This is a genomic window from Sulfuriroseicoccus oceanibius, assembly GCF_010681825.2.
Lineage (GTDB): Bacteria > Verrucomicrobiota > Verrucomicrobiia > Verrucomicrobiales > SLCJ01 > Sulfuriroseicoccus > Sulfuriroseicoccus oceanibius.
Genome location: NZ_CP066776.1, coordinates 443,222 through 461,260, shown reverse-complemented (window position 1 = coordinate 461,260; position 18,039 = coordinate 443,222). Strand labels below are relative to the sequence as shown.

The window sequence follows — 18,039 nt, the reverse complement described above, 5'->3', positions numbered from 1 at the left end:
TCGGGACGACTCGCTTTCACAGGACCCCACCGGAGGTTGAAACCTCCGGCTAGCCGGTAAGCTGTCGCTCCGCGACGCTCGGATCGGCTCTATCGCGAAGCGATCGCTTTACCTGTGACCTGCGGATTCATCCGCAGGTCACAGAGTGGTAACATCACTCGCGCCGAAGGTGTGTTTTAGCTCACCTAAAAAGTGATCTTCTTCCGATTGAACTGATTGGCAAACCATTGGCGGGCTCCCCGGATCCCGCGGACGAGCGGTTGGTCGCGCCAGCCAATGCGGAAATGGTCTGCGAGTTCTTCGGAGCAATGACGGTAGCGCGGCATGAAATGGACGAGGGTCTGGTGTCGTGCATCTCCCGGTGCCCGCGACACCAGGCTTGGAGAAATGAGCCCCTTTTCGACGAGAAACTCAGCGTCTTTATCCAGGTTAAGCTTTTTCTCTGGCCCAATGAACATCCAGCGCCGCGAGAAGATCAGGCCTTCACTTTCCGGGCAATACGTCAGTTTTCCGTAGCAACGCGTCTTGAACCCACCAGGGAAACTACGCGCGAGGAAGGCACGGGCATGGCTGCCCTCAAACTGGTGTTTGAAGATGAGGCTCTTGAGGAAGTCCCACCCGATCGCCGAGCCAAACACAGTCACGCGGAATGCCCATGGCGCGATGAAGGCGCAAATGATCAGGACAAGCAGGGACACGATCGCAGCGAGCACTGGGCTGATGGCATAAAGCACACCAAGACTCGCGAGGAAACCCACCCGTGCGATTTTCAGGATCGAGTCGATGAAGGGAAACGGGCAAAGGGCGATGAGAATCGTGAACGCGTGGCTGACGATCCAAATGATCCCGAAGGCGAGGAATGCCAGAGGTAGCAAGAACCAGTGCACGGAAACCTCGCTGGCGAACTGGGTGCCGAGCATCGCCATCGGCATTTCAACCGTCGCCTCCTCCTTCATCCCCGCGGAGAGGGAATATTGGTGCACGATAAACGGCACAAAGGTCGAGCCAGCGATGATGGCGCTGAACTTGTCCTCCATCGTTTCGAGGAACTTGACCGGAGTCTTGAACGGTTCAGGGATCCATTGGGCGAGGAAAAGCAGCGCGAGGACGCCGATCCCGGTGCCCCAGAACCACGGACGACATAACCAGGGAAGCTGGTCGCGAACCTCGGCATCGGTCGTCCAGTAGGTCCATGCGCCGATCGCGGACACGCCGAGCAGCGGGGACACGGCGACGCCCGTGAGCTGCGAGACTCCTTCAGCCAAGGTGACGCCCGGCAAGCGTGGGTCATCGGCGGAGATCCCCAGAGTTTCCTCCACCTGTTCTTGGATCCCTAGCTCAGGTTCGGTTGATGCGCCCAGCGGTGCACAGAAGAGCAAAAGGAGAGACAGGCAGTAGGCGAGGAGTTTCATAGTGCAACAATACCGGGAAATCGGGTGTTCCTTGCAGCTACAAAGTTGCAGGCGTTTTGGAAAGTAGGAAGTAGATCCCGAGGGCAGGATTCGCAGGTGGGGGGCTCATTGGTTTTTTGGAACCACAGAGAGCACGAAGTTCACGAAGAAGCTGGCGACGGGGCTGAGGGGCTGAGGGGCAACGGCAGGAGTGCCGTTGGTCCATCGGGGAATGGTCGGTCTTGCGTGTTGTGATGGAGCAACCACACTCCTGTGGTTGGGAGTGGTTCACGTCATTCTGAGCGATACAAAGCAACTCACTTCAAATCCCCTCAATCCTGTAATCTGCGGAAAAAATAGCGACCGGTTGTGACCGACGCTCTCTCCCTCGTCGCCGGAGCAGACCCCCTTTGGGATCTTTGGGTCTTTGCGTGAGCTTCCCCATCGACGGCAGGAATGCCGTCCCTACAGCGCTGCGCGTGCATGGCTCACCGGTCCTTATCCAAATCTTTATCGGGTTCGCGGCGGTCGATGTAGGCCGGCTCGACTGCCGAACGGATGATGAAGCTGTTGGCGTCAACGACAGGAGTGTCGTTGGTCCATCGGGGAATGATCGGCGTGTGGTGTACGTGATTCTGAGCGATTCACACCAACCCACTCCAAAATCCCATTCATCCTGCCAATCTGTGGAAAAAAAACTGCGACCACCGATGACCGACCTCCTCCTCCCCGCTGCCGGAGCTGAACCCGCTCTGCGTCTTAGCGATAGCGTGGTCTCTGCGTGAGGATCTGCCGTCCTCCGACCACGAAAAAGCCCCCGGCGCGGGTGGGCGCCGGGGGCTTTGTGAGTGCTAGCGGCTGGGTGCCGCTATGACATCATCCACTTAGATGTGGATTGCCATGTTGTGGACGTCGCTGGTCGCTTCGTGGATGGCTTCCGCGAGCGTTGGGTGGGCGTGGATGGTCGACTCGATTTCGTCGACGGTCACTTCCAGCTCCATACCGAGGCCGATCTCAGCGATGAGTTCGGTTGCGTTTTCGCCGATGATGTGAGCACCGAGGATTTCGCCGTGCTCCTCACCAACGATGAGTTTGACGAAGCCTTCGGTCTCGCCCACAGCCTGGGCTTTACCCATGGCCTGGAATGGGAACTGACCCACCTTGTAGGCAATGCCCTTTTCCTTGGCGGCGCGCTCGGTGAGACCGATGCTCGCAACCTGTGGGTGGCAGTAGGTGCAGCCAGGGAAGAGACCGACACGCTTTGGTGTGTGACCTTCCTTGTAGAGACCTTCAACGCACTGAATGGCTTCGTACGATGCGGTGTGTGCAAGCCATGGTGGCCCGATGATGTCGCCCACTGCGTAGACGTTCTTGATCGAGGTCTCGTAGCGGTCGTTGACCTTGATGTATCCACGGTCGAGCTCAAGCTTGTCTGCACCGCCAGGAAGCACCGGCTGAACGCCGATAGCGACGAGAGCAACGTCTGCCTTGAGGGTGGTCTGCTTGCCGTTCTTGACGTTCTCGAGCGTGAGCTCGACGCCGTTTTCGTCGGCTTTGGCTTCGACGGTCTTGTGACCGAGCTTGAGACCGATCTTGTGCTTCTTGAACGAGCGACCGAGAGCTTTCGAGACGTCGGTGTCTTCGACTGGCAACAACTGGTCGAGCATCTCAACGATGGTCACCTTGGTGCCGTAGGCGTTGAAGAAGTAGGCGAACTCAACGCCGATTGCGCCGGCGCCGATGATCACGATCTCTTTCGGCTGCTTCTTGAGTGTAAGAGCTTCCTTCGAGCCGATCACTGTGGTGCCGTTGAATGGAAGTGGTGGCAGTTCGCGCGACTTACATCCGGTGGCCACGAGGATGTGGCGTGCGGTGACGGTCTGCTTCTTGCCTTCGGAGTCCTCGACTTCGATGGTGCCGTTGCCGACGATGCTGCCTTTGCCGCGGATGTAGTCGACTTTGTTCTTCTTGAAGAGGAACTCGATACCACCGGCGAGCTTGTCGGACACACCGCGCGAGCGGCTGATCACCTTTTCCCAGTCGTAGGAGAGACCTTCGATCTTGATGCCGAACTCATCGGCACGGTGGGTCAGGGTGTGGTAGAGCTCGGCGTTCTTGAGGAGAGCTTTGGTAGGAATGCAGCCCCAGTTAAGGCAGGTGCCGCCAGCGCGGTCCATTTCCACCACGGCAACCTTCTTACCGAGTTGTGCTGCGCGAATGGCACCCACGTATCCGGCAGGGCCGCCGCCAATAACAATAAGATCGTATGACATGACTTGGTTAGTTTATGAGAGTTGGTAAAAAGCAAACCGACCTACGGTGCGAAACCGTAGGCCGGATAGATGGATTAGACGAGCATCAATGCAGGCGACTCAAGGCGCTTGACCACTTCCTGCAGGTAGGTGGCGGCAACCGCGCCGTCGACCACGCGGTGGTCAGCGGAGAGGCCGATCCACATGCGGGTACCCACGGCGAGTTCGCCATTGACCACGACTGGCTTCTGCTTGATAGCGCCGACCGAAACGATCGCGGCCTGTGGTGGGTTGACGATGGCGTCGAAGTGATCGATGCCCCAGGCGCCGAGGTTGGAAACGGTGATGGTTCCGCCGTCGAACTCGTCTGGCTTGAGCTTCTTGTCGCGAGCGCGGACGGCGAGGTCCTTGACTGCCTTCGAGATTTCGACCAGCGACTTGTTGGCGGCGTCCTTGATCACAGGAGTGACGAGGCCGTCGTCCACTGCCACGGCGACCGAGAGGCCGACCTTGGCGAACTTGACGATCGAGTCACCGTTGAACGAGGCGTTGATGTCGCCGACAGCCTGGGCTGCGCCGACTACGGCCTTGAGAACGAAGTCGTTGACCGAGAACTTGTTGCCATTCTCGCGCTGGGCTTCCGATGCGTTGATCTGCTTGCGCAACTCCATCATTGGAGCGGCATCGATCTCTACGCGGAGGTAGAAGTGCGGGAGCTGGGTCTTCGACGCGAGCAAACGATCGGCGATGATCTTGCGCATGGTCGAAAGCGGCACCACCTCGTCTTCCTCGCCGACGGTCGGGAGGATGGTTGGAAGCGCGCTGGTAGCGGCAGGAGCAGCGCCAGCAGCTGGTGCTGCAGCAGGAGCTGCGGTGGCACCTTCTTCGATGGCCTTGAGGACGTCGGCTTTGGTGACGCGGCCGCCAGGGCCGGTTCCGCGGCCTTGGAGTGCGGCGAGAGCCACGCCTTCGGCCTTGGCGATCTTGCGAGCGAGCGGCGAGATCTTGATCTTCACGTCGGCGTCGGCGATGGCAGGTGCTGGAGCAGCAGCGGCCGGAGCCGAGGTAGGAGCAGCGGCAGGTGCGGCGGCGCTCGTTGCCGGAGCAGCTTCTTCTGCGGCGGCAGGTGCTTCCGCCGGGGCGTCGTCGCTCAGGTTGTCGGCAGCCGAGGCGTCTTCGCCGTCAGCCAGCAGGACCGCCATGCGGGCACCGACTGCGACCTTGTCGCCGGCGGCAGCGTAGAGCTCGTGCACGATGCCGTCGTCAAACGCTTCCATTTCCATGGTCGCCTTGTCGGTTTCGACTTCGGCGATGATCTGGCCCATTTCGACCGAGTCGCCCTTTTGAATGTTCCATTTAAGCAGCGTTCCCTCGGTCATGGTGTCCGAGAGCTTTGGCATTTTGATAACGGTTGGCATGGTAACTAGTGGGAATCAGTGAGTGGGCCCGGGGGGATCCCGGGCTGCTTGGGTTATTTGCTAATCTGCATATCCAACACCTTGGCGACGATGCGGTCGACGTTTGGCAGCTGGTGTGGTTCAACACCCGGGCTGTAGATGGCTGGGGCGTCGATGGTGTTGACGCGCATGATCGGGCCATCGAGATCGTCGAATGCTTTCTCCTGGATGATGGTGGCGATCATCGACGAGACGCCGCAGAATGGGCGGTTTTCGTCGACGAGGAGCACGTTGTTGGTCTTGCGGACGGTGGCGAGGATCGCGTCTTCGTCGAGTGGGCGGATCGAGCGCAGGTCGAGCACTTCCACATCGAGGCCGTGATCGTGCTTGAGCACTTCGGCGGCCTTGAGCGATTCGATGACGCAGCGGCCGTGGGCGATGATCGAGAGGTCGGTGCCCTCGCGCTTGAGGTCGGCCACGCCGAGAGGGATGACCAACTCACCCTCTTCGAGTTCGTCGTTGGTTGGGACTTCCCACTTCTCGCCGTAGAGCAAGGTGTTCTCCATGACGTAGACAGGGTCGTCGTCACGGATGGCGGCTTTCATCAGACCCTTGGCGTCGTAGGCGGTGGCAGGAACCACAACCTTGAGACCAGGCATGCTGGCGAAAAGGTTCTCAGGGGTGTGCGAGTGGGTGGCACCCACGTTGGTGCCGCCGTTGGCCGGGCCGCGCACCACGATCGGGCAGTTGATCAGGCCGCCGGACATGTAGCGGACGGTGGCTGCGTTGTTGATCATCTGGTCCATTGCGACGTAGGCGAACGACCAGAACATGAGCTCCATGACAGGGCGGACTCCGAGCATCGATGCACCAACGCCCATGCCGATGAAGCCGGCTTCGGAGATTGGAGCGTCGACGACGCGCTTGTCGCCATATTTGGCCCACAGGCCTTCGGTCACTTTGTAGGCGCCGTTGTATTCGGCCACCTCTTCACCGATGAGCACCACGTTTTCATCGCGTTCGATCTCTTCGGCAAGGGCTTCGTTCAGGGCCTGACGGTAGGTAATGAGTGGCATTTGCGAAATAGGTTGGAAATGGATGGGTCACTCCGGTGCCGTGGGATGCGGCTGGTCCGGAGCGGGCGGATGCCGGTGGGATTAGTCGTTGAAGAAGTACTTGCCGTGCTTGGCTTTGTCGGTGCCGCGGTCGACCTCGTAGTAGATGTCGTCCATGATGTCGGCCACTTCAGGATATGGGCTCTCCTCGGCGAACTTGGCCGATGCGAGGGCTTCTTCCTTGGCTTCTTTGTCGATCTGCTTGGCCTCGTCTTCGGTGAGGTGGCCTTCCTCGATGAGGATGTTCTGCCAGATCTTGAGTGGGTCGTGCTCGCGCTGGTAGCGCTCGATTTCTTCCTTGCTGCGGTACTTCTTGGCGTTGGCGTCTGCCACCGAGTGACCGTAGTAACGGTAGGTGTCGATCTCGAGGACGGTTGGGCGCGACTCGTTGTGGGCACGCTCCATGGCTTCCCAGGTTTTTGCGCGCACTTCGTAGATGTTCTCACCGTTGATGACATCCCACTCGATACCGTAGCCTTCCGCACGAGCGGCGAGACCTTCTTCAGGGTGTGCCGACGAGCGCTTCTGGCTGGTACCCATCGAGTAGCCGTTGTTCTCGATGATGAAGATGACAGGAAGGTCCCACAGACCGGCGAGGTTGAGAGCCTCGTGGTAGGCACCCTGGTTGATGGCACCGTCACCCATGTAGCAGAGGCAGCTGCCCTTGTGGCCGAGGTACTTCACGCCGTAGGCGAGACCTGCGCCCAGTGGTGTCTGGCCGCCGACGATACCGTGACCACCCCAGTAGTTCTTGTCCGGTGCGAAGAAGTGCATCGATCCGCCCTTGCCTTTCGAGCAACCAGTAGCCTTACCGAAGAGCTCGGCCATGCACTCGTTCATGTTCATGCCCAGTGCCAACGCGTGACCGTGGTCGCGGTAGGTGGTGATGTAGTGGTCGTGGTCGCCCTTGAGCGAGCAGGTGCCCACAGCAACGGCTTCCTGGCCGATGTAGAGGTGGAGGAAGCCACCCATCACGCCTTGGTTGTAGTACTTGAGGGAGATCTGCTCGAACTTACGGATCCGCACCATCTGGCGGTAAAGTTCGACCTTATCCTCCGGGGTGAGCTGCTTGTTGATCTCCGCCTGGGAGTAATCAACCGCCTTGGAGCATGCGCTCTTCTTATCTGCGTTGGTTTTATTCTGGGCAGGCATGGTGTGATGCGTGGTATGTCGATTTCGAAAGGCGGACTGGCCGCAGCCAGCCGGGGAGTTCCGGGGTTCTATAACCAATAGGGGGCTGGGTCGGTAATGCCAGCGATAATTTGTGTGATGGGTGGTCGGCTGTTTCGTGCAGATTTCTCAGTCGGGCAACCGGCTAGTGCTGGTTCACTGAGCAGACCGGATCGGCGGCTTGCACGCGCTGTGACTTGCGGTGTGCCAGCGGGATGAACGCGGCGGTGAAGAGCAAATTCCCCACCAGCGAGGCACGGAAGAAGGTCCAGGTCGGCGCGAATGCCGGGTCGCCTGTGGTTTGGGCTTGGATCCAGCCAGCGAGCGACTTGTCGTAGACCGGGTTGCCCACCCACGAGAGGGTGTTGGCGATGAGGTAGAATGCGAGCGCTCCGGTGGCTGTGGCGAAAAGGGCTGGCAGCAGGCGGGTCATGCGATTGCCCATGCGGCGTGAGAATGCGACCAGTCCAATGTAGAAGGCCACAAACACCAGTGGTGTGACGATTGAGAACGAGTGCTCGTAGATGCCGACGGTGATCCAGATGTCTGAAATGAGGTAGGCCGCGGCGGGAACCAGCCATTGCACCGGCTTGCGGAAAAAGTAGGCCGCGCACAGCACCATTGCGATCATCGGCGAGTAGCCCATCAGCGAACTGCCAGTGGTCGCAAACACCAATCGCAGCGCGATGATGGAGAAAAACAACGCCACGGAGGCAATCAGGGCGGCCCGCTGGTCGGAAGAGGTCGAGGAGCTCATAGTTGGGATCTGGTTCGGTGCTCGCGGCGCGGCTGGAATCACCCATGCGCCCGATGATCGATACGCTGCCCGATCCAGACGCGCGCGCCGGATTGCGAACCTAATCGCAGCCTCCTCCCAGCGCAAGCCGAGGATGGGGAGGTGAGCGGTAAGCTCTAGGTCGTGGATTGAAGCGCTCTTCGAGCGGAGGAGAAGAGTGAAACCACGAAGGGCTCGAAGACTCGGCCAATGGATTCTCACGCAAAGGCCCAAAGATCCCAAAGAGGTCGGCGCCAGCAAAATCCAGCCAATCCTGAAATCTGTGGAAAACCTGGGAGAGGCCCCGCCCTCCCCTTCTGCGGTAAATTGCTGCTGGACAGATCGTCATCGGGGGTGAGGGTGGCGGTTCTCTCATGACCAGCACCAGTGCACAGGATGATCCGCAGCCGCAGTCGAAGTGGCAGCAATTGATGGCCCGCTTTGCCAGGGTCACCAGCTCGGGCAACTACATGCCGGAAGTCGACGGGTTGCGCTTCATTGCGATCATGGCGGTGGTACTCTTCCACGCGCACATTCTCTTTTTCAAAGAGGCCATCCCGAGTGGCATCACGTGGACACCGGGTTGGGACTGGCTTGGGTTTGCCGTCGGCCAGGGATGGTTCGGGGTGCAGGTTTTCTTTGTGATCAGTGGCTTCGTATTGGGATTGCCCTTTGCCGCGCACCACCTCAAGGGCCGCAAGCCGGTCGACATGAAGAACTACTACCTGCGGCGCTCAGTGCGCATCGGGGTGCCGTACATCATCGCGCTCACCTCCGGCCTGATTGTGCACTGCGCCATGAATGGCAACCCATGGAGCGACGGGCTCCCTCACTGGGCTGCGGGCATGCTGTACTCGCATAGTCTCTTTTATGATGGCGGGCTCAACCCATTGCTCTTTGTGTCTTGGACGCTGGAGATTGAGATTCAATTCTATCTGTTGGCGCCGTTCTTGTGCAGTGTGTTCAAGTTGAAGTCGGCGGTGGTTCGGCGCTTGGTGTTGTTGGCCGGTGTGTTTGGAATCCACGCGTTGGTCGGTGAGGGCATGTTCTATTTCCCGAGCCAGTTGTGGAAGCATTCGATCCTCGGGCAGATTCAGTTTTTCCTCATCGGGATTCTGCTGAGTGACCTCTACGTTTCGCGTTGGAGTGAGAGCCCATCCGCCCGCTGGTGGTGGGATGTGGTCGGCACCGCCGCGTGGTTGTGGATCCCATTCGCGCTGAAGATCCCTGCGATGGACCGTTGGCTGCCGATCCTGCTCTTGGTGGCATTCACTGCTGTCATGCGTGGGCGCTGGCTGAAGGCATTGTTGTCGCAGCCGCTGGTCGCGACGATCGGCGGTATGTGCTACTCGATCTATCTTTTCCACGGCGCGGCGCTGTACTGGGTGACGTACAATGTGACCATTCCTTTGTTCGGTTTTGAAAAGGGCGACTGGCCGTTCAACCTGCTACCGCTGGCGTTTACGGTCGTGCTGACATTGGCCGCCTGTGCCGTGGCCTACCAGCTCATCGAGCGCCCGACGATGCGCTGGCGTGGCAAGAGGAAGTAGCGCGGGGGAGATGGGCGCGGATGGATGGGGCGGAGTCGCTCGCTCGACGGTAGGAGTGCCGTCCGCCCAGTGCTGCGCGTGCCTGGTTCGGGTTCCGAACTGATGACGGAGCGTTCCCCCCAACGACAGGAGTGTCGTTGCCCCATCGATGAATGCCCCTTCCACCAGTTGCGATGGAGCGACCACACTCCTGTGGTCGAGATCGGCGCCCCCTCTTTCCAATCCCGCTAATCCTGAAATCCGTGGAAAGCTGCCCCCCTTCTCCACCGCCGGAGCTGAAACCGCTCCGCGGCTTAGTGATAGCGTGGTCTCTGCGTGAGTTCTTTTCGGGTACAAAAAAAACCACCCGCACCGGTGAGGGTACGGGTGGTTCTGAAAATCAACTCAACAGAGCCAATTAGCCGATCGCAGGGAGCGATGCAGCGGCGACGGCCTGGCCGTGGCGCTTCATCTTCTCGTCTGGAACGGTCATGGTGATCTTCTCGGCGAGTTCTGGGAACTCGGCCTTGAGGACTTCCTGAGCCTTTTCGATGAGGAGCTCGCCACCTGCACCGGAGGTCACGCGGCCCATGATGATGAGGGTCTGGATGTCGTAGAAACGTGCGTAGTGAGCGATCGAGTAACCGAAGCAGACACCAAGCGATTCGTAGATCTTGCTGGCGCGCTCGTCACCTTCTGCCATGGCCTCTTGCACTTTGACGAGCTGCTCTGGGAATGGCATGTCGCCGAAGTCGAAGCCTGCGAGTGGAGCGAGACGTGCCACACCCTGCTGGGAGAAGTACTGCACGCCGCAGCCTTCGTCGCCGGACCATTCGTCGACCGGGCCGTTCTCGCGGTAGTCGACTGGGGCGAATGCGAGCTCGTTGATGCCCATGGTGACATTGCCCTTGGCATCGACGTAACCGACAGCCTGCGATGTGCCAAGAGCCACGCCGAGAACGCCGTTACTGTTCATCGAGATCGAGCCAGCGAGAGCGGTCACTTCACCGTCGTTGATGACGTCGAATGGCACACCAGGGAACTCCTTGGCGCCGATTTCCTTGAACATCGGACGCACGACCTTGTTGAAGACTTCCTTGTCGGTGATACCGCGGAAGAGCGATGCCACGCGGACGTCGTTGTTAATGTAGATACCTGCAGCCGATCCGCCGATGGCGTCGACGCGTGGCAGGTGCTCAGCAGCGCGCTTGAGCGAGTCGACGATGCCGTCGTACTGGTAGCTTGGGTCGGTCTGGAAGTATGGATCCCATGGGATTTCTTCCGAGAAAACGACTTCACCGTCGATCACAGCAGCGGCCTTGCGGTCGGATCCACCGAGGTCGAAACCGATGCGGCAGCCGTCCATGTGGCGGCCGAGTGGAGCGGTGCTTTCCTTCTCTTCAGGAAGGTCTGCTTCAGCGCAGGCTTGGACGGTGATGTGTTCGTCGAACATACCTTCACCGATGATCTCCCAGTCGAATGCGCGGGCACCCTTTTCGGAGTAAATTTCTGCCAACTCAGCGGCGAGCTTGTCGTCACCGGCGACGAAGATGCGGCTTCCGCCCTTGGCCCAGAGCATGAACTTCACCAGTCGCTCAACGTACTTGAGGTTGAGAGCGGCGTTCTCGCCTTCGTGAGGAAGGATGCGAGCGCTGAAGTGGAAGCACACGCCGTTGTTGCGAGCGAGGGCAAGTTTCACATCGTGCGCACCCTCGGTGGCGGCGACTTTCTCTTCGAATGCCTGGTTCCACAACTCAGCGGGAACGAATTCAGGGTCCAATACCGGCTTGATCTTTGGCTCAATATTCATAATCGGGAGGTCTCACTGGGTGAGGGAGAGTGTGCGAACACGCGCACGAGAGGCACACTAGTTCGGGAAGTGATGAAATCCAGCCAATTTCCTTCGGGAAAACGCTGAATAACCGCAACGAAGTTGGTGCAACTCGGCCTAACTGCCACATCTCGTGGCTGGCTTGTGCCAATGTCAGCCGAATTTCCGCAAGATTGCGCCGAATCTATTCAGCAGTCGTTGCGAAAATGCTGGTTTTTAGAGTAAACCGGCCGGAAATGGGGAGCGCTGTATGAAAGGGGGGCGGACTAGTTTCCGGCGGCGAGCTTTTCGTCTTCCGGCTTGATCCAGCGGTCGGCGATGTAAGGGCCGAATGGAACCAGAGCCGCCACGAAGAGCATGAACGCTTTGCCGATCGACCACTGTTTGGCCTCCATCGCGAAGTAGAGCGCGATCGCGTAGAGCACGAACAAGACACCGTGCGCCCAGCCGACGTAGGTGACCGCCAACGGCATGTCCCAGATGCGTTTGAGAGGCATCGCGATTCCCATCAGCAAGATGAACGAAACAGCTTCCCAGTGACCAATGATGCGGAAGATATGGACAGGCATGGCTTTCATCGCCGGCAATCTGGCGAGCACGCGGGAGGAATCCAGCGAAATCGGTGGCGGCGTGGGGGGATCTCACGCGGAGGGGTTTTAGCTCCGGCGGTGGGTGAAGGGAGATGTCGGTTACCGCAGGTCGCGCTTTTTTCCACAGATTTCGGGATGGGGAGGATTTGGGAGTGGGTGTGCGGGCGGTGTTGGGTGTGGCGTGAACCGCTCGCTACCACAGGAGTGTGGTAGGTCCATCGCAACCGATGGAGCGGGCGTTCATCGATGGGGCAACGACACTCCTGTCGTTGATGGTAACGCACCGTCATCATTTCCGCGTTCGAACGATTCAGCATCGACCGCAGTGAATTCGATTAGGATTTGGATAGGGATAAAGATCAGGGTCGCGAACCAAGCACGCGCAGCGCTGGTGGGACGACATTCCTGTCGTCGATGGGGGAGGCTCACGCAAAGACCCGAAGATCCCAAAGGACTGCTAGCTCCGGCGGCGGAGAATGGGCGAGCGGTCATCGCTAGTCGCGTCGTTTTTCCACAGATTTCAGGATGGGGGGGATTGGGGAGTGGGTGTGCGGGGATTGTTTGGTGTGGCGTGAACCGCTCGCTATCCCGCGGCCGCGGGATAGGTCCATCGCAACCGGTGGAGCGGGCATTCATCGATGGGGCGACGACACTCCTGTCGTTGGTGGTAACGCGCCGTCATCATTTCGGATTTCGAACAATCCAGCATCGACCGCAGTGAATCCGATTAGGATTTGGATAGGGATAAAGATAAGGACAGGCGGGTGGCGTGCGTGCGGCGGCTTAAACAAAAAACGCACGCCCCCCCCTGTGGAGGAGGCGTGCGTTGTGAGAGAACGTCAGAGAGACTGCCGTGCGTTAGGCGAAGGTGTCGTAGGCGACGACTTCTTCGTCTGGCAGGCGGGCGCCGCGGTCCCAGGCGGGCTTGGCTTGTTTGCCGACCGGGATCATGAAACTGAGGATGTAGTTGTCTGGAAGCTTGATGAGCTTGGCCACGGCGTCGGCGTCGAAGCCAATCATCGGGCAGGAATCGTAGCCCAGGTCGCGGGCGGCGAGCATCAGGGTCATTCCGGCCAATGCGGATGAACGGATAGCTTCGTCGCGGATGAGCTGGTCTTTGCCTTCGTAGAATGGCTTGATCATTGGCCCGAGCATGTCCTGCACTTCCTGTGGAGCGTGGCCCCAGTAAGTGGCTGGGTCCGCCTCGTGGGCTGTGGCGTCGGCGCAGAGGATGAAGAGAACGCTGGCATCGGTAACGTGAGCCTGGTCCCATGCGGCGGCGCGGATTTGTTTGCGCAGCTCGGGATCGCGCACCACGAGGATGCGGTAGTTCTGCATGTTGAACGAAGACGGCGCGAGTTTCGTCAGGCGCAACAGTTCCTGCAGGTCGGCCTCCGGCATGACGTGCTCGGGGTCGTAGTGTTTGATGGATCGGCGGGATTCGATGTTTTCGATGGTGTTCATAATATCGGGCAGGTGAGAGCGGCTTACGGCCACATTATTCCCGACGAGATACGCCGATTGTCATCGATTGGGTGCCGCGGATGAGGGGATTTGTTTGGGGGCTTGAGCGAACTCAGGAATGGTGAGTGTTGGCCACCAGGTGAGAAGCCAAGAACCCGCCAGGAAAAATCCGAACACAGCGAGCATGAGCAACCTTATCGCCGGATGAATATCCGAGACGATCAGCTCGTAGGAGGCCAGAGCCCAGCCCACAGCGATGACCACGAACAGCCCTCGAACGATCCACTTGCCCGCCTTCAGTACCCTGAATTTCACGCTTCCCCATAGAATCAATCCCGAGACGAGGGCCAAGGTGCCGATGTAGAAGCAGTCATCGCGGATGAATGCTTGCTGAGATTGATCCAATGCTGCGAGCAGGGCACCGAAAACATAACTAAGAGCTCCGAAAATAATGAGTTCTCTGGGGTGACGTATCACGGTGGATTTGAAGGGGGGCATAGATTGGTTCTCGAACGGCGGTATCTGATCAGATCGTGCTGGTTACGTAAAGACTCAGAGTTTGGTGTGGCATTATCGGTGTGACGCAGTTGCCGAGTGATGCCGGTTGCTCTGCGAGACAAAAAAAAACGCGCCGCCTGAGGGTGTGATCCCCCAAAGACGGCGCGTTGTGAATAATCGGTTAGAAAACGATTACTTATTCAACACAGCGTTCCACTGGTCGATGTAGTTTTTGTTTTCTTCGAAGAGAGTGTCGGTGCTGTCGAGGATCTCGATGCCGGTGATCTGGTCGCCCTGACGCACGGCGTGGACGACGTCCTGGCCGTCGGTGGTTTCACCGAAGACAGTGTGCTTGCCGTCGAGCCAATCGGTTGGCACGTGGGTGACGAAGAACTGTGAGCCGTTGGTGTTTGGTCCGGCGTTTGCCATCGAGAAGATACCAGGCTTGCTGTGGCGCAGGTTTGGTTTGCACTCGTCGGCGAACTTGTAGCCAGGGCCGCCCATACCGGTTCCGGTTGGGTCGCCGCCTTGGATCATGAAGTCAGGGATCACGCGGTGGAAGGTGATGCCATCGTAGTACCCGCGGCTGGCGAGGTTGAGGAAGTTCGAGGCGGTGACTGGCACTTCGCTAGCGAAGATGGTTGCGTGAATGTCACCACGGTTGGTTTTAAGGATGATACGGATGTCGTCTGCCATGGGGAAACGGTTACCCCGATCGGGAGCTGTGGCAATGGGATTCCGAAATATTGCCGAGTGTGTCTTTTATCTGGTAAGGCGCGTGCGTTCGTGATCGTTTCGAGAGCTCCAATAATTCAACTCCTCTTAGCAAGCATGCCTTACCAACCGATTGAGAAGCGGATCGAGCTGGCGCCAGCCAGGTTTATCCAACCCCACATCCATTCGAAGCGATTGACGATGAGCGTCGAGCGCTATGATATTCACGGAGAGCCGGAGCCGATTTCCAAGGTGTTGCATGCGCCATTCAAACCGGCGGCGGTGGGTGATGCATGGGGTGCGCGCTGGGAGACGACGTGGTTCAAGTTTACGATCACGCCACCGGAGGACTGGGTGGGGCGCGAAGTGGAAGCCTTGATCGACCTGAGTTTCGAGGCGGGCGAGGGTTTTGGTCGCGAAGGGTTGGTCTTCCGCGACGGGGTGCCGATCACGGCGGTCAACCGGAACCGTCAGGCGGTGAGGCTGGGCGTTGCTGATGGCTCGCCGATCGAGATCTTGGTGGAGGCGGCTGCCAACCCTCAGGCGCAGTGGTTCTGGCAACGGGGTGAGGATGAGGCAGAGAAACTGATGCCGGATTACATGGGCAAGCCGTTGTTTGCCCTCAAGCGGGCGGAGTTGGCATTGGTGAACGAAGACGCCCGTCGGTTGGATTTAGAGTTTCGTTTGTTGAGTGAGTTGATGGAGGCGTTGCCTGCGGATTCGGACCGGAGGGGTGAGCTAAAGCATCGGCTCAACGAGGCGTGTCGTTATTTATTGCCGGACGATGCCTCGGGGATTCCGCGGGCACTGGCTGCGATTGCGCCGGCCTTGAAGCAGACCAACGCAAGCCGCACGCATACGCTGTCGGCGGTGGGGCATGCGCACATTGACACGGCGTGGTGCTGGCCGTTGCGCGAGACGGTGCGCAAGTGTGCGCGCACCTTTGCCACGATGCTCGACTACATGGAGCGCTTCCCTGAGTTCAAGTTCAGTGCGTCGCAGCCGATTCAGTATGCGTGGATGAAGGCGCATTACCCGGAGATCTGGGAGGGTATCAAGAAGGCCGTGGCCCGTGGCCAGTGGGAGGTGATGGGCTCGATGTGGATCGAGGCCGACTGCAACTTGTCTTCGGGGGAGTCGTTGGTGCGCCAGTTGCTTTACGGCAAGGAGTTCTTCAAGAACGAATTTGGAGTGGAGACGCGCGACCTCTGGTTGCCTGACGTGTTTGGTTACGCGGCGGCGTTGCCTCAGATTTTGGTCAAGGCGGAGATCGATGAGTTCCTGACTCAGAAGATCAGCTGGAACGACACCAATAAGTTTCCGCACCACACATTCTGGTGGGAGGGGATCGACGGCACGCGCATCTTCTCACACTTCCCTCCGGGTGATACCTACAACGGGCAGATTTCCGCCACGGAGTTGCGTTCGTCGGCGACGAACTTTGCGCAGAAGGACATCGCGACCAGAGCATTGATTCCGTTTGGCTTCGGTGACGGTGGAGGCGGCCCGACTCTTGATCAGATCGGCCGGATCGAAAGGCTCAAGGACTTGCAGGGCATGCCACGGGTCGAGTTCGATACGGTGCGTTCGTTCTTCTCCAAGGCAAAGGCCGAGGTACAGGACGTCGAATTGCCCGTCTGGACCGGCGAGCTCTACCTCGAACTCCATCGTGGCACGCTCACCTCACAGGCTGAAACCAAGCGCAACAACCGCAAGTGTGAGTTCCTCCTTCAGGATACGGAAATGCTCGTCGCGCTGCAGCGTACGGTGCTCGGTAATGTCACCCTCGACCTGCCGGAGGAAGAACCGGAGCGTGCGGTGTACGATGTGGACAGTTGCCCGCCCCACAAAGCGGACGACGTGGTCCTGCGCCGTCTGGACCGTGCGTGGAAGCTGCTGCTTTTGAATCAGTTCCACGATATCCTTCCGGGATCGTCCATCCAGTGGGTCTACCGTGATGCGGATCGCGATTACGCGACCATTCGTGAGCTGGTGGAGCCGATCCGCGATGCGGCGGCCGCCGCGCTTGCCGATGCCATGGATACCGGCGCAGGTGCCGCTCCTGTATTGTTCAACACATTGGGTCAGGGTCGTCGTGGTGTCGTGCGTCTTGCCGACGGCAGCGAAACGTGGGTCGATGTGCCTTCCTGCGGGTATGCGGTGGTCGAGCGGGCTGCCGGATTACCGGAAGGCGTGGCGGAGGTCAAGGTGCACGAGGAGAATGACGGCGTGATCACGCTGGAGAACGGACTGCTGCGCGTCACCGTGAACCAAAACGGACAACTCACCAGCGTCTATGACCTGGTCGCCGAGCGCGAAGTCGTGGCGGAGGGCGAATCCGCGAACCAGCTCACCATTTACCGCGACCTGCCTAACTTCTGGAATGCCTGGGACATCGAAAGTCACGCCGACGACAGCGCCGAGGTGCTCGCCGACGCGGTGACCCACGAGCTGGTCGAGGCATCGCCAATGGCCGCCACCGTGCGTGTGCGTCATGAGTTTGGCAATGGCAGCTCAATCGATCAACGGATCACATTGCGTGCGGGATCGGCCCGGATTGATTTCAACACGGACGTTGATTGGAACGAGCGACACCGTTTGTTGCGTGCGGTCTTCCCTGTGGACATCCGCAGTTCGGTTGCTTCGTATGAGACGCAGTTTGGCCATGTCGAGCGCCCAACCCACCGCAACACATCGTGGGATGCTGCCATGTTCGAGACCTGTGCCCACCGCTGGCTCGACGTGTCGGAACCCGACTATGGGGTGGCGTTGCTCAACGAATCGAAGTACGGCCACACGGTGGAAGGCAACCGGATGCGCATCACCTTGCTCAAGGGTGCGGTGGCTCCGGATCCGGATGCGGATCTTGGTAAGCATTCGTTCTGCTATGCGCTCTTCCCGCACGAGGCTGGACTGGCGTCGGTGATCGAGCAGGCGGCGGATCTGAATGTGCCGTTGATCGAGGCGGATGCGCAGGGCGGCGGTGCCAGCTTGCCATCACAGCACTCGTTTGTGAGCTGCGACCGCGAGGGCTTTGTCATCGATACGCTCAAGCTGGCAGAGGATGGCAATGGCGTGGTGATCCGAGGATACGAGGCGTTGCGCACCCGTGGCCCTGTGGGCTTGACGGTTTCCATGCTCGGGGAGACCGCCCAAGTTACGAACCTGCTCGAGAACCCAACTGGCGAGGCCCAGCCTCACAACGGCGCGCCGGTGCACTTCAAGACCAAGCCATTCGAGATCCACACGCTGCGCGTGCGGTAGTGGAGATGAATCAATAATCGGTCCTATATGCCCTATAGGACCGATTGCT

The 18,039-nt window shown here is 59.3% G+C and carries 13 protein-coding genes; 2 read left to right on the top strand and 11 right to left on the bottom strand.

What is annotated here, in order from left to right; all coding sequences use genetic code 11:
• Nucleotides 1-185: 185 nt before the first annotated feature.
• From G3M56_RS01880 to G3M56_RS01855, 6 genes are all read right to left on the bottom strand, one after another.
• Nucleotides 186-1,412, bottom strand: a complete 1,227-nt coding sequence (locus G3M56_RS01880) for a hypothetical protein (RefSeq protein WP_164365658.1) — start codon at nt 1,410-1,412, stop codon at nt 186-188.
• Nucleotides 1,413-2,275: 863 nt separating this feature from the next.
• Nucleotides 2,276-3,664 (bottom strand): dihydrolipoyl dehydrogenase, encoded by a 1,389-nt coding sequence (gene lpdA, locus G3M56_RS01875; protein WP_164365659.1) that lies wholly within the window; start codon nt 3,662-3,664, stop codon nt 2,276-2,278.
• 74 nt (nt 3,665-3,738) lie between these two features.
• On the bottom strand, nt 3,739-5,061 hold the full coding sequence (locus tag G3M56_RS01870) for a dihydrolipoamide acetyltransferase family protein (protein WP_164365660.1): 1,323 nt from the start codon (nt 5,059-5,061) through the stop codon (nt 3,739-3,741).
• 53 nt (nt 5,062-5,114) lie between these two features.
• The gene (locus tag G3M56_RS01865) at nt 5,115-6,116 is read right to left on the bottom strand and encodes an alpha-ketoacid dehydrogenase subunit beta (protein ID WP_164365661.1); all 1,002 of its coding nucleotides are present in this window, start codon (nt 6,114-6,116) and stop codon (nt 5,115-5,117) included.
• Nucleotides 6,117-6,197: 81 nt separating this feature from the next.
• Nucleotides 6,198-7,307, bottom strand: coding sequence for a pyruvate dehydrogenase (acetyl-transferring) E1 component subunit alpha (gene pdhA, locus G3M56_RS01860; protein WP_164365662.1), 1,110 nt, complete (start codon nt 7,305-7,307; stop codon nt 6,198-6,200).
• Nucleotides 7,308-7,470: 163 nt separating this feature from the next.
• A complete protein-coding gene (locus G3M56_RS01855; RefSeq protein WP_164365663.1) occupies nt 7,471-8,082 on the bottom strand; it encodes a DUF6580 family putative transport protein in 612 nt (203 codons plus the stop codon).
• A gap of 392 nt (nt 8,083-8,474) precedes the next feature.
• Between G3M56_RS01855 and G3M56_RS01850 the strand changes: the two genes are divergently transcribed.
• Complete coding sequence (locus tag G3M56_RS01850; RefSeq protein ID WP_164365664.1) at nt 8,475-9,650, top strand: acyltransferase family protein; 1,176 nt, start codon at nt 8,475-8,477, stop codon at nt 9,648-9,650.
• A gap of 397 nt (nt 9,651-10,047) precedes the next feature.
• Here G3M56_RS01850 and G3M56_RS01845 read toward each other — a convergent pair whose 3' ends face one another.
• The 5 genes from G3M56_RS01845 to G3M56_RS01825 form a co-directional block, all read right to left on the bottom strand.
• Nucleotides 10,048-11,439, bottom strand: a complete 1,392-nt coding sequence (locus G3M56_RS01845) for an ROK family protein (RefSeq protein ID WP_164365665.1) — start codon at nt 11,437-11,439, stop codon at nt 10,048-10,050.
• Between the two features lie 287 nt (nt 11,440-11,726).
• Nucleotides 11,727-12,038: a DUF3817 domain-containing protein gene (locus G3M56_RS01840; protein ID WP_164365666.1), complete on the bottom strand. Its 312-nt coding sequence runs from the start codon at nt 12,036-12,038 to the stop codon at nt 11,727-11,729.
• 870 nt (nt 12,039-12,908) lie between these two features.
• On the bottom strand, nt 12,909-13,514 hold the full coding sequence (locus G3M56_RS01835) for a nitroreductase family protein (RefSeq protein WP_164365667.1): 606 nt from the start codon (nt 13,512-13,514) through the stop codon (nt 12,909-12,911).
• 60 nt (nt 13,515-13,574) lie between these two features.
• On the bottom strand, nt 13,575-14,012 hold the full coding sequence (locus G3M56_RS01830; RefSeq protein WP_164365668.1) for a hypothetical protein: 438 nt from the start codon (nt 14,010-14,012) through the stop codon (nt 13,575-13,577).
• 192 nt (nt 14,013-14,204) lie between these two features.
• The gene (locus G3M56_RS01825; RefSeq protein WP_164365669.1) at nt 14,205-14,708 is read right to left on the bottom strand and encodes a peptidylprolyl isomerase; all 504 of its coding nucleotides are present in this window, start codon (nt 14,706-14,708) and stop codon (nt 14,205-14,207) included.
• Nucleotides 14,709-14,843: 135 nt separating this feature from the next.
• Between G3M56_RS01825 and G3M56_RS01820 the strand changes: the two genes are divergently transcribed.
• Entirely contained in the window at nt 14,844-17,990 is a 3,147-nt protein-coding gene (locus G3M56_RS01820) for an alpha-mannosidase (RefSeq protein ID WP_164365670.1), read from the top strand.
• Nucleotides 17,991-18,039 lie beyond the last annotated feature (49 nt).

Excerpts from the sequence above, each read along its gene's own strand:
- G3M56_RS01880 (WP_164365658.1), bottom strand. The coding sequence starts at position 1,412 with ATGAAACTCCTCGCCTACTGCCTGTCTCTCCTTTTGCTCTTCTGTGCA.
- lpdA (WP_164365659.1), bottom strand. The coding sequence starts at position 3,664 with ATGTCATACGATCTTATTGTTATTGGCGGCGGCCCTGCCGGATACGTG.
- G3M56_RS01870 (WP_164365660.1), bottom strand. The coding sequence starts at position 5,061 with ATGCCAACCGTTATCAAAATGCCAAAGCTCTCGGACACCATGACCGAG.
- G3M56_RS01865 (WP_164365661.1), bottom strand. The coding sequence starts at position 6,116 with ATGCCACTCATTACCTACCGTCAGGCCCTGAACGAAGCCCTTGCCGAA.
- pdhA (WP_164365662.1), bottom strand. The coding sequence starts at position 7,307 with ATGCCTGCCCAGAATAAAACCAACGCAGATAAGAAGAGCGCATGCTCC.
- G3M56_RS01855 (WP_164365663.1), bottom strand. The coding sequence starts at position 8,082 with ATGAGCTCCTCGACCTCTTCCGACCAGCGGGCCGCCCTGATTGCCTCC.
- G3M56_RS01850 (WP_164365664.1), top strand. The coding sequence starts at position 8,475 with ATGACCAGCACCAGTGCACAGGATGATCCGCAGCCGCAGTCGAAGTGG.
- G3M56_RS01845 (WP_164365665.1), bottom strand. The coding sequence starts at position 11,439 with ATGAATATTGAGCCAAAGATCAAGCCGGTATTGGACCCTGAATTCGTT.
- G3M56_RS01840 (WP_164365666.1), bottom strand. The coding sequence starts at position 12,038 with ATGAAAGCCATGCCTGTCCATATCTTCCGCATCATTGGTCACTGGGAA.
- G3M56_RS01835 (WP_164365667.1), bottom strand. The coding sequence starts at position 13,514 with ATGAACACCATCGAAAACATCGAATCCCGCCGATCCATCAAACACTAC.
- G3M56_RS01830 (WP_164365668.1), bottom strand. The coding sequence starts at position 14,012 with ATGCCCCCCTTCAAATCCACCGTGATACGTCACCCCAGAGAACTCATT.
- G3M56_RS01825 (WP_164365669.1), bottom strand. The coding sequence starts at position 14,708 with ATGGCAGACGACATCCGTATCATCCTTAAAACCAACCGTGGTGACATT.
- G3M56_RS01820 (WP_164365670.1), top strand. The coding sequence starts at position 14,844 with ATGCCTTACCAACCGATTGAGAAGCGGATCGAGCTGGCGCCAGCCAGG.